The organism is Dapis hubbardiae BLCC-M172 (genome assembly GCF_050016015.1).
Taxonomy (GTDB): Bacteria; Cyanobacteriota; Cyanobacteriia; order Cyanobacteriales; family Microcoleaceae; genus Trichodesmium.
In genome coordinates, this window is the sequence record NZ_JBNHEQ010000336.1 from 1 (window position 1) to 13,397 (window position 13,397).

Annotated in this window: 7 protein-coding genes; all 7 read right to left on the minus strand. The window is 33.4% G+C overall.

Annotation, left to right across the window (positions count from 1 at the left end):
- Positions 1–909: 909 nt before the first annotated feature.
- On the minus strand, positions 910–1,347 hold the full coding sequence (locus ACP6PK_RS31000) for an AbrB family transcriptional regulator (RefSeq protein ID WP_426565553.1): 438 nt from the start codon (positions 1,345–1,347) through the stop codon (positions 910–912).
- A gap of 191 nt (positions 1,348–1,538) precedes the next feature.
- Entirely contained in the window at positions 1,539–2,258 is a 720-nt protein-coding gene (locus tag ACP6PK_RS31005; RefSeq protein ID WP_426565555.1) for a DUF7168 domain-containing protein, read from the minus strand.
- A 1,544-nt stretch (positions 2,259–3,802) separates the two neighbouring features.
- Positions 3,803–4,747, minus strand: coding sequence for a GDP-L-fucose synthase family protein (locus tag ACP6PK_RS31010; protein WP_426565557.1), 945 nt, complete (start codon positions 4,745–4,747; stop codon positions 3,803–3,805).
- Positions 4,748–5,639: 892 nt separating this feature from the next.
- Entirely contained in the window at positions 5,640–6,668 is a 1,029-nt protein-coding gene (gene gmd, locus ACP6PK_RS31015) for a GDP-mannose 4,6-dehydratase (protein ID WP_094671950.1), read from the minus strand.
- 1,762 nt (positions 6,669–8,430) lie between these two features.
- On the minus strand, positions 8,431–9,162 hold the full coding sequence (locus ACP6PK_RS31020; RefSeq protein WP_426565559.1) for an undecaprenyl-phosphate galactose phosphotransferase family protein: 732 nt from the start codon (positions 9,160–9,162) through the stop codon (positions 8,431–8,433).
- A 235-nt stretch (positions 9,163–9,397) separates the two neighbouring features.
- The gene (locus ACP6PK_RS31025; RefSeq protein ID WP_426565561.1) at positions 9,398–11,095 is read right to left on the minus strand and encodes a S8 family serine peptidase; all 1,698 of its coding nucleotides are present in this window, start codon (positions 11,093–11,095) and stop codon (positions 9,398–9,400) included.
- 914 nt (positions 11,096–12,009) lie between these two features.
- Positions 12,010–13,188 carry a pyridoxal phosphate-dependent aminotransferase gene (locus ACP6PK_RS31030; protein ID WP_426565563.1) on the minus strand — a complete coding sequence of 393 codons (1,179 nt, stop codon included), beginning with the start codon at positions 13,186–13,188 and terminating at the stop codon, positions 12,010–12,012.
- Positions 13,189–13,397 lie beyond the last annotated feature (209 nt).

Below are 13,397 nucleotides of genomic sequence, written 5' to 3' on the forward strand. Positions count from 1 at the left end.
TTTTAACCTTCTTGTAATTATCAATTATCCATTATCAATTATCAATTAATGAACTACCTTCACTAAATGTTAAATTAATTCTATCCAGATACCAGGTAAGCAGGTACATAAAAATAATTACACTTTACACATATTTTCTTTGATTTAAACAATTTTACTGTAAGAGTTACAGACAATCAGAGTAAGTAATAAATTTTTTGTAGGTGCTTAGTTATTTTTTTCTTGTTCCCTATTTCTTGCTTGCTAAAATTGAAAATTTGTGTACTTTATCTATTTAATAAATGCTACATTTATAATTTTAATTTCTTATAAAATACCGATTCAGTGTAACTAATTTTTAAGTTTTATTGAGGTTGATTTCATTTGCCAATCCTGCCAGCATTAATAATCTTGATTAATAAGAATCTTATTATTTTTTTTTATATAAAAATCCACAGCAAATATTTAAGATTTACTTGTAAAAATATCTGATTGTAATATTTTTTGAACAGAAATATTATTCTCTTTTCTCCCAAGCTAATTTGTTTTTTTTCACCACAAGTATAAAAATAAAACTAAAGCATTTTCTAATCAAATATAAAATCAAACACTAATTTATTATAAGACAAAAAATACTCCTATATCTCTCCTGGTTTTCCCTGTTCCCACTTCAGCTTTCCCTTTATTATTAATTCAGTTGATTTTGACAAAAACTTTCCCACCATAACTTTCTCTATTAAGGTGGGTTAATTAAATCTCATTTTTTGTTCTCCTAGCATATCTTTCAACTTACTCTATAAAAATTTATTTGCTGCCAAAAACTAGGTTTCTCATACTGTAAATAACTCTAGTTTTTTGCAGCTTTATGAGATATTTAAATTAGTTCTACTTGGAGACTTATAAATAAAACCTATCTCCTACTCTACTAATCTACTCTTCCTCATTATTTTCATCTTCTATTTCTTCAACTTCAGTATTAATCTGCCTGAGATGAATATGTTTATTTCCTAACTGGATGGAAAATTCATCTCCTGGTTTAAGTCCCATTTCCTCTGTATAGTTAGCTCCTATTACTAACTGTCCATTTTTATGAACACAAGCACGATAAGTAGGAGCGCGTCCTCTTCCATCTTTAGGATTCTTCTCATCTAATTGTACTCCTTTGGCCTGTAGAACTGCATCGTAGAACTTGGCAAGATTTACTCGTTTCTGCTGATCTTTTGTAGTTGTATAATATCCGCAAGCAATAGCAGTATCTTTCTTTGACTTGTTTGGAAGTTCTTTAACTTTTTTCAACAATGCTTTACCTGTCAGTGGAGTATCTAATAGTTCTGAAGCATTTGATTTTTCTGTTGTTGTTTTAGCCATCTTCTCCATCTATTTAAAATCTTCATTTATAAACTTTAACACTTACACCTTCCAATATCAAGCATCTTTAATCTTTTCTTTTAAGATATTTTTTAATCTAAATGTCTTGAGAGCAATTCCCCTTCATAGTGAGAGAGTTAAGATGTCAAAAAAGCTAATGATTAATAGCTGATGTGTTAATTATTACAGCTTTACTTAATAGTTAACTGTTTGATGAATTTATCTTTGTGTAAATTTTGATTCAAATAATTTAAACTAATTTTTTCTCCAGCAATATATCCAAAGGAGAAACCTAAATCACTATTAACTCCAGTTGATTTCTGAGTTTTACATTTTACACCTTCTTGTTTTAAATATACTTGAATAGCTAAAGTATGTTTTTCAAACATTGAGCGTACAACTATAGCGGATGTTGAATTATAATCAGTATTAGCAACTATACCTTTTGCCTCCATATTTTTTCGTCCCTGCTCTAATCTCTGTCTTAATCTAGTTGCACACCCCACCCGAAAAGCATTAATAAAAGCTCTTCCTTTACCTCTATGTTGTTTAACTAATTTATCAACTACAGCCGTTAAATATTTGTAAACTGACTGAGAAACTGTGATATTAGTTTCTGTCCCTACTAATCTCATTTCACCACTGTAAGTAGAACGCATTGCTTGACATCCATTAGCATTAGCAATTCCTGCTAAAATCCACATTTTCCAGGTTACATAACGACCTGTTTTATCAACAATACCCTTAGTAATATCCTCATCTTTGTCTTCTCCTAAGTCTGCTACAGATAAATTATGTTGAGCTAATAATTCTGCTGCTTTTTCTGCTGCTAATGCAGCTTCATGTTCATTAGGTGAATTAGCAAGAGCTAAGAGTTTACTAATTTTTTCTAGGAGGTTCCTATCGACCATTTATCTGACCTTAGATACGGCATCTTATCCTAAATTTTTTTCTCTTGTAACTATACCTACTTAAGACACTAATTAATAGGTCTTACCATTTGTTTAAAGATATTTTTTTTAAGTATACTTTATACTATAGCAATCCTAAATCAGTTGTAAAAAACCATGCAATAGATTCAAAGGCTGGAACTATTACTCCTGTGTTCTTTTCCCTTATTTGAGAATATTTTTTGTACGCCTACAATAGGGCTACTATATCCTATCATTATCAGATAGAAAGATATGGATAGATTTAGTCTTGACAAGGTTAACTGATTCTGATAAATTATCTGGGGTTGGTATATATTTTTTTGATAAAAATAAGTAAATTCACTATTGTATATTTTTTTTGAAATTCAAATTAAATATAACTTTAAGAACCAGAGGTAATTTATAGAGTTATTTTTCTGAATTCAGGTTATAGTTAGGGCTTGCTGATTAAATCTAGATTAAATCTAAAATTTAGCCTTTGTGTTTGCCCGATCTAAAAGTTCAAGCTTTTTGCTCCCCTAAGCTAAAAAGACTCATATTTTGAGCAGAGAAGGGAGGAATATTTTAGGGAGAAATATATCCAACTATATCCTCTGTAATTCCCATTTATTCTGACTCCTACTCTCACCAATAATACTTTTTCAGCAAACCCTAGTTATTGCTCTGCTGATTAAATTTAAAAGCATTGACGGATAAATATTTTAGCCTTTAATGGTCTTGAAAAACTGCAAACTTTTAGGTCTAATACCAAATTCAAAAAAGGCAGTTACATCTTAAATTGGTGATTTATTCCTACAAGAAAAAATTACACATTCCATAAATTATAAAAATCAAACCTTTTTTGCTCTTTAATATTTATGTTTTTCTTTCCCTATTCCCAGTTAAGTGTTCCCTGTTCCCTCTGTCGTCACGCTCTGCAATATTTTATGAAATTGGTCTAAAAGGTTCAAAAAAGGCTCACTAGGAAAGAAAAATTAACAGACTATTCTTCAGATTACTCCCTCTATAGCTCCTATTCTTCCTGACTTCTGACTCCTACCCTTATCACTCATACTTATTCAGCCAACCCAAAAGTTTTCTCAGCCCAGAAAAACTTGTGGAGTTAGCTAGTGTCATGGTTGCAACACTACAACAATCCTAAATAGGTTGTGAGTAATTAAAAATTATATAAAAAATTTGAAACTCCCATCTGTGCCCTATTTCCTATTCCCTATTCCCTAAAAAGTGGCAAGATTTTTGCCACAAATAAAATAGAAGTCCTATATCAAGTTTTCCCAAATATATCTGAAGACAACTTATGTTTTTTTAACCTTTAAATACTACATAAATTTAGTTTAGCTGAACTCAGTAAAACTGCCTTTAAATCAATCATATATAATTTTGATTTTATCAATATTTATTGATAATTTACCTTGTAGTAAATTTTAACTATTAAAGCTTTCATATAGAGAAAAGCTGGAAGAAAAATTACTTCCAACTTTTTAGGATATCAGTCGATTATAATAAAACCTATACCTTTAAATTTAATCGGCATTTTCTCTATACCAATCAATTGTATTCTTTAGCCCTTGCTTAAAATCTACCTCAGCAACAAAGCCAAACTTTTCCTTAGCTTTTTCTGTATCTAAACATCGCCTAGGTTGACCATTAGGTTTATCAGTTTCCCAAACTAATTCTCCCTGGAAATCCATTAAATCACAAATTAACTCTACTAAATCACGAATCTTTACTTCATAATTAGTTCCTAAATTAATAGGCTCCGATTCATTGTAAAATTGAGTTGCCATAACAATTGCTTTAGCAGCATCTGTAGAGTATAAAAATTCACGACTAGGACTACCATCACCCCAAACTGGCAATTTTTTATCTCCTCTTAGTTGAGCTTCATGTACTTTCCGAATTAAAGCAGGAATTACATGAGAACTCTTCGGATCGAAATTATCTTCAGGTCCATATAAGTTAACAGGTAGGAGATAAATACCATTAAAACCATACTGTTGACGATAAGCATCCAGTTGAACCAAAAGAGCTTTCTTAGCAATACCATAAGGAGCATTAGTTTCTTCCGGATAACCATTCCAAAGGTCTTCTTCTTTAAAAGGAACCGGAGTAAATTTAGGATAAGCACATATAGAACCCACACAAACAAATTTTTCTAAATTTGCTTTATAAGCACAATCAATTAATTGCACTCCCATCATCAAATTATCGTAAAATAACTCACCAGGTTTTTCCTTATTTAGACCAATACCTCCTACATGAGCAGCAAGGTGAATTATAATATCCTGTTCTTGAACAGCTCTTTGGCAAGCTTCCAGAGTCCGAAGGTCATAATCACGCGATCGTGGTATGGTAATCTTATCAGGATTGGCTCCTGCCTTATGAAGTTGATCTACAACTTGTCGTCCAAGAAAACCAGCCCCACCAGTCACCATAATTCTTTTATTTTCTAACTCTAATTTACTCATTAAAAACCTCCAAGATTAATACTAATTAGACTTGAGTTCATGGTATTGTTGATGAAAATTAGCCAGAAAAAAAACGGTAGTCCTGTAGTGTTGAAAATAAAATCTTTGATTTTCTATTATTAGTATTTAATGACTACTCAAGATTTTTTCCAGCTTTAGGGTGTGGCAGAATTTTTAGTTTTGCTGAGATGATAATTATATAAAAGTAAAATTTGCCAAGTCCAAGTCAAATTTTACTGATAATTTAGTAACTATATGCAGCATTTGTACCATCATCATCTCAGATACTTTAACTGTTAATTTTTAATTTAACTAAAGTTCTCACATTCTGCATTAGTAAACAACTATTTATGATTGCTATAGCAGAATCTAAAAACAATCAATTCCTAGTAGAACTGTAGCTAAATATCATCCGAATATTTATCCTATTGCAGAATGGCGGAAATAACTGACCAGTTACAAAATCCTAAAAGCCTTACTAATCAATAATGCTTGAATGCATGAGATTGCCACGGCTGTCGCCTCGCAACCTTTCAGGCTTTTAACTTCCGCGTAGCGGCACTAGCTTTCTACTTCATACTTATTCTACCGCTAGGAATTTTTTTATTCAATTACTCCCTAAGTTGACTCATTTATCTATATATTATCTTGACCAGAAAATTCATTTTCTAGCCTCCCATTTTAAGGAAACAAAAAAATCAAATTCAGTATTTCAAGTTTCCCTATTCCAAGAGGTACTGATAACTGAAATGATACACCCGATAATTATCTGTATTTTGAGCAACTTCTTCATCAGAAAATTTGTTGATTTTGATAGTGCCAAAAGACCATGAAAAGCACTATCACCTCACAAAGTTTAAATCTTCCTAACTCATCAGTTAGCCCAAAAATTTTAATCAAAACCATTGCCAATAATAGCAGCTTTTTCCAAAGCTTTAATATCAGAATCAACCATCAAATGCACCAACTCTGTAAAAGTAACTGATGGTTTCCAACCTAACTTTTCTTGTGCTTTTGTACAATCACCAATTAATAAATCAACCTCCGCAGGACGTAGATAACGGGGGTCAAACTCCACATAATCTTGCCAATTTAAGTCTACATGAGTAAATGCTATTTCTAGAAATTCCTTAATAGAATGAGTTTCATTAGTAGCAATTACATAATCATCTGGTTCCTCCTGCTGTAGCATCATCCACATAGCTCGAACATAATCCTTTGCATATCCCCAATCTCGTTTAGCATCCAAATTACCAAGAAAAAGTTTTTTCTGTTTACCCGCTACAATTCTAGCTACAGCCCGAGTAATTTTACGAGTTACAAAAGTCTCACCTCGACGAGGACTTTCATGGTTGAATAATATACCATTACAAGCAAAGAGATCGTATGATTCTCGATAATTTATTGTTTGCCAGTGGGCATAAACTTTAGCACAAGAATAAGGACTACGGGGATAAAAAGGCGTAGTTTCTTTCTGAGGTACTTCTTGAACTTTACCAAACATTTCCGAAGAACCAGCTTGATAAAAACGAACTTCAATTCCAGTACGTTGTTGGTAGTCTCGAATTGCTTCAAGTAAACGTAGAGAGCCCATTCCCACCGCATCTACTGTATACTCTGGAGAATCAAAGCTAACCCTTACATGGGACTGGGCACCTAAGTTGTATATTTCTACTGGCTTAACTTCTTCAAGAATTCGACGTAGAGTAGTCCCATCAGTTAAGTCTCCATAATGGAGAAATAATCTAGCATCAGGATTATGAGAATCTTGATAAATATGGTCTATCCTATCTGTATTGAAGCTAGAACTACGTCTGATAATACCATGAACCTCATAGTCTTTCTCAAGTAAAAGTTCACTTAAGTATGAACCGTCTTGACCAGTAATACCAGTAATTAGCGCTCGTTTCCTTTCACTCATTGCAGTTAATATTTACAAAGTATTGACATACTCTCGGCCTTAAATACACCGAGTTTTGTGACATACTTCCCACACTAAGCTAATGCTATAGTGTAAGCTTATTGCTTCCCAGTCCTGGTATCCCGTCGGACTCTACAAGCTTTAAGAAGGGAATGTCCTACCGCCCTATGTTTTATATTTGCTAAAGTGTTTTTGTTACGACATATCCAAATCCCATTCAGGAGGGCAAGAATGAATCCTGTCTGACAATTTTTTCGGGACTTTTTCTTTTCCCCACAGTTTGAGAATAAGTTATTGTGCTGTTCAAATTCACAGCTATAGTTAACTGCCCAGTATTCTCAACGTTGGCAGAAATATATAGTTAGGAATTAATTGTCCCCAACCAGCATAACCAATTAAAGTGATGGCTGTTCGCCTAATCCTGTAAAGCTCGCAACATAATATTGTGACAAGGACACACTATGTATATAGAGCTTTTTACTATAATACTTACCACGAATCGGGTTGGTTTTGATCAATAAGCAGGGAAATATTTATACTATAAAAGCAATAAATATTTTTTGATTTTTGCCCAATAGCTAAAGTTTGACTCTCTAGCATCTGCTTTATGAAACTGACTCAAACTTACTAAAATGAAAGATAGTTGAGTAGGTTTAATCTTCAACTCTTGTTTCATCTAGTCCTTAACAGAAGTGCTGTTAAGAGATTTTGACTCTCTACAGGCTTTACTTTATGACAAGCTATTGGTAGTTGAATATTTTTCTATATCTATCCCCAGATTTCTAGATTAACTTAAAACGATCCTCATAACCAATAATTGTTTAGTTAATATTTATCAACTTGACCCCTTTACCAATGGATAATTTATAATTAATCCCCAAAGGTTTAAGGGAATAGCAAAAAATAAATTATCCAATTTTTGAACTAGACCTGGAAAGTTTCTCTACCTCTATTCCCTACTCCCCCAAATGCAAGGTAATTGTATATTTTTTTATTTGGAAGTCCCTAATACCAAATTGACAAATCTTCGCTACAAATATTTAACTTACTGCGTAAGGAGTCAGGAGACAGGACTCAGGACTCAGGACTCAGAATGAATAAATTTGAGACTATTTTTTATGTTGTAATTGTCTTTTTTGTCAAATAAACATTTACCGTAAAACCTTGGAACAATTATTATTATTCGTAATATTTTTTTTTTGAAAATGGTATAAAGCCTCTGATTTTAAGGAGAAAAAAATAAATTGTGATTTCCTGATAATTCAATTCCTTTACGGTTTTAACCAGAGGTAATTATCCATTAATTAACAATAGTTATCTTGAGCAATAAAATCTCTATTAGTAAGCATTCAGCTATTAGCACTCAGCTTTTCCTAGGTCATGCTACGCAAACAGCTTTTGAAAATGCTAGGAGGCACGGGAATTATAAGCTGTTGTGTATCTAGATTTTATATTCCCTATTGCTAGGAGCAAAAATTGAATATATGGTCGTTCATAGTAAGCCCGCTTTTCATGATTCATAGAATATAAGAGATTTTGGCTTAAAGGTAGAAGGCATAAGGCAGAAATAATGCAAGTCATGAAGTGAAAACCCCTATAAAAACCTTAGCTGATAGCTGACGGCTGACGGCTGAATGCTTACCTCTATTATTTCTTACTTATAAATTTTGGTTAGAGGGGCAATATTGGTCAAAATACTACCAACCTCTAACCCTACAATAGCTTCAGCTAATTTGAAATATCTCAGTCATAATTACAAGGATTAGTAAGCACCATTATTTTTGGGAAAAATAACAATGCCAATTGTTTTAAACATAATCCATATATCTATCCAAAAATTTCTGAAGTTTACATAGTAAAGGTCTATTTGAACTCTCTTAGGATAAGGAATATCATTGCGACCAGAAACTTGCCACAAACCAGTAATTCCAGGTTTAATAGTAAGGATTTTATCCATGTGATGACCATATTTTGGTAGTTCTTCGACCACTAATGGTCTCGGCCCTACTACACTCATATCACCTTTCAAAACATTCCAAAATTGAGGAAATTCATCTAAACTTGTCACTCTTAGAAATCTACCAATCCATGTAATTCGGGGGTCATCTTTTAATTTAAAACTTTCCTGAAATTCTTGGCGCAGATGAGGATATGTTTCCATAATCTCTCCCAAAATCTCATCTGCATTTTCCACCATAGTTCTAAATTTTAAACAACGAAATAGCTTTCTATTTTTACCCACTCTTTCTTGAACATAAAAAACCGAGCCTGATGAGCTAAATACAATTAGTAAAGCTATCAGCAGGTAAACCGGGGCAAATAATATCAAAACGGATAGAGAAAATAGGATATCAAATAATCGTTTAGAAAATCCTACCTCTAGGCCCTCTACAAATCGACTTTTCTGTTTATCTCTGGGGAGGAAAGGCTGAAAAGCTCGTCCTGTAAATCCTCTAATTACCTTGCCAGAGATGAATTGGCTATCGGCAGTCATCTTACTCCTTCACTTCACACCACACACAGTCCTGATCATAAAGCCTATAGCGAAATAGGAGGCAACTTTGGTTGTGAAAAAGATGACTAATTTTGGACAAGGACGATTTTTTGCCTCTTACTTGGGTGTTTTTTTGCCTAGTATGTAGGGATTTTATAAAAATATTTGAATTGAAAAATCAAACCTGATTATCACCATTGTCCCATTTATTACCTATTTATCTCAGTAGTCTAAATTAGACAGTCACCAATGTAGAGTTAGCGGTCTCAATAATTATATTCTCAATGGCCTCAACAGACAAACTTGGATTAGCTTGCTTAATTAAAGCTACTACACCTGCAACGTGAGGTGCTGCCATAGAAGTACCAGCAAAAAAATCATATAGATTACCTGTTATTGAAGGAGGTACAGGAGCATAAATGTCTCCTACATCTGCACGAAAACCATCTCCCCCTGGGGCAACAACATAATCTAAAGGTTCATTTCCAGCTTCATTGGAGAAAGAAGAAAATTGCCCATTTCGCTGCACTGACCCAACTGCAATTCCCTGTTGAACGGCTAATCTTGCTGGATAATCAGGACTGCTTAAACTATCATTACCTGAAGCAGAAACAAATACAACACCATTCTCAGCAGCATAACGAATAGCTCCAAGTTCGGCAATAACTACATTTCTGGCTCCAGAGCTAAGGTTAATTACGTCTGCTCCATTATCAACCGCATAACGAATGGCCTCTATCCCATCCCTAGCCTGGCCCGATCCTTGGTCGTCTAATACCCTGATAGGCATAATTTTGGCGTTTGGAGCAATTCCGGTTGTCCCTATTCCATCTCTCTTGGCAGCGATAGTCCCTGCAATGTGAGTTCCATGTCCTTCTTCATCCATTGGGTCATTATCATTATCTACAAAATCCCAACCTTGGACATCATCTACATAGCCATTACCATCATCGTCTATATTATTGTTGGGAATTTCATTGCTATTATTCCACATTTGGCCTATCAATTCAGGATGAGTATAGTCCACACCACTATCTATGACGGCTACGACAATACCATCTCCCTGAAAGCCCTGATTCCAAACTTCGGGTGCTTTGACTAAATCTAGTCCCCATTGATTTCCTCCTACATCAGGAACTTCTGGAAAAGGGTTAGCTCCAATTGCTCTAGCTACTGCTGCCGAGGCATCAACTAAACCATATCCAAAAATATTATTAAAGGTTGGGGTTATAGAACTTGCAGTTTGCGGAAGTTCATTAGGATTTGTATCTTCAAAAATCAAGCGACTTTGAACAAGGTTTGGATCGGATATTTCTCTAACTCTTGCTAATATCGAACCGTTTGTCCGATTTTGAATTAATGTGTCTCCTGTGGGGAGGTCTTCTCTTAAAAGGATGTCATTTTCTGTTAGGTTAGCTGGTATTTGAATTCTGTCAAAACTAGGATTAAAATCATTAATAATATCTGCTGTATCTAGGTTGTTATTATTTTCTGAGTCTCGCAAAACAAATGTATCATTGCCTGTTCCTCCAGTTAATGTATCTATTCCTAAGTCGCCAGAAATTAAATCGTTACCATCACCTCCTAATAAAATATCATTTTCTTTTCCGCCAAAAATTGTATCGTTACCTAAATCTCCAAAAATTTTATCGTTACCTAAATCTCCAAAAATTTTATCGTTACCCTGGTTAGCTTCAATCAAATCATTATTTCTACCACCTCGTAAAGTGTCAGAACCTCCTCCTCCGAAAATATTATCGTCACCTTGATTACCATTAATTAGTTCAGGGTTTAATGAACCTATTACTGTATCATTTCCAGCTAGAGCTTGTAGACCTTCTGGATATGGAGTTAGTAAGTCTACAGGTACAGCAAAGTTATTAGGGTTATTATCTAATAAATAGGAGCGACCATCAGGGCTAGGACCAATCATCGTTTTTATTCTTAACGTTAATTTTCAGTATAAACCTGCTATATTTATTTGCCATTAAAGAATAAACAATTAATCAATTTTGAGAAAGACTAATGCCACATATTTAATTAATATTTATGGCATTAGTTTCTGGATTTTAAGTAGATCATAAAATACTTGAACAAACAAGGCAGAATTAAAGACAATAGAGATATGATAAGTCATTTGTCAAAAGTTATAAAATTGATAATAATTCAGAAATTATTACCCATTATCAAATAAAATTTTGCTTTTTTAGTTAATTTTATACATAACTAAAATAGAATTATTATGGTAGAAATTTGCAGCATATTTCCCAGGAATATAAAATCAGTAATGTTCAACCTATCATCAGAATAAAATTGATAAAGGAGTTATTATATCAATGAGCAGGAGTATTTTTTTCTCTTCCCTATTCCCTATATAAATTTGCAGCATATTTCCCAGGAATATAAAATCAGTAATGTTCAACCTATCATCAGAATAAAATTGATAAAGGAGTTATTATATCAATGAGCAGGAGTATTTTTTTCTCTTCCCTATTCCCTATATAAATTTGCAGCATATTTCCCAGGAATATAAAATCAGTAATGTTCAACCTATCATCAGAATAAAATTGATAAAGGAGTTATTATATCAATGAGCAGGAGTATTTTTTTCTCTTCCCTATTCCCTATATAAATTTGCAGCATATTTCCCAGGAATATAAAATCAGTAATGTTCAACCTATCATCAGAATAAAATTGATAAAGGAGTTATTATATCAATGGAATATAAAATCAGTAATGTTCAACCTATCATCAGAATAAAATTGATAAAGGAGTTATTATATCAATGAGCAGGAGTATTTTTTTCTACTCCCTACTCCCTACTCCCTACTCCCTACTCCCTACTCCCTACTCCCTAAAGTAAGTAATACCTGCATCTTTCATTCTTTTTAATGCTTCATAAATTCTTTCTTCTTCGACTGTCAATGAAATGCGAAAAAAACCTTCTCCAGATGCACCATATCCATTTCCAGGAGGTACGACAATGCCGCATTTTTCTAGTAAAAGAGTGACAAATTCTTGAGATGTATAATTTTGAGGAACTGGAATCCACACATATAAACTTGCTAAAGTTGGTTTAATTGGAAAACCTAAAGATTGCAAACCTTGAATAAGAATATCTCTTCGTTTTTGGTAAATTGCTACTAAATTTTGCTTGTCTTTTTCGGTGGTGGAAAAGGCGACGATAGCTGCTTTTTGAATTGCTTTAAATACTCCAGAATCTACATTAGATTTAACTTGACTTAATCCCTGAATTCCCAAACTATTTCCTACTACAAAACCAATGCGCCATCCTGTCATATTATAAGATTTAGATAAACTATGAAATTCAATAGCTACATCTTTAGCGTCAGGAATTTGTAATATACTAGGAGGTTTATAACCATCAAAAGCAATTTCCGAATAAGCATTATCGTGGCAGAGTAAGATGTCGTAATGCCTACAAAAATCTACCAATTCTTGAAAAAACTCTAAACTAGCTGTTGCACCTGTAGGATTATTAGGATAATTAATCCACAATAATTTAGCTTTTTTAGCTACTTCTGGAGGAATAGTCTTTAAGTCTGGTAAAAATCCATTTTCCGGCCTAAGTTGCATTGGGTAAGGTTGACCCTCAGCAAAAATTGTAGACGTTCGATAAACTGGATAGCCAGGGTCAGGAATTATGGTATAATCTCCTGGGTTGACAAAAGCTAGAAAAATATTGTGAATTGACTCTTTAGAACCTATTGAGGAAATTACGTCTGTTTCTGGGTTTAAATCTTCAACGCCAAACCTACGTTTCATCCAATCTGCTGCTGCTTCTCTATATTCTTTTAGACCTTGATAGGGTGGATAATGATGATTTGTTGAGTCTTGAATTGCATCATGCACTGCCTGAATAATATGATTTAGTGTAGGTTGGTCTGGATCTCCTACCCCCAAATTAATAATGTCAACTCCTCTTTCAACTAATTCATTCCGTTTACGGTCAATTTCAGCAAAGAGATAAGGTGGTATTTTTTCTAGCCTTTTGGCAAGCTGCATGATAACTTCTATTAACTCCTGAACTAAATTAATTTACATATAGCAAAGTTTATCTTGAAAAGTAGTTAGGCGTATTTTCAAGTCATAAGTCATAAGTCATAAGTCATAAGTCATAAGTCATAAGTTATAAGTCATAAGTCATAAGTCATAAGTCATAAGTCATAAGTCATAAGTCATAAGTTATAAGTCATAAGTCATAAGTTATAAGT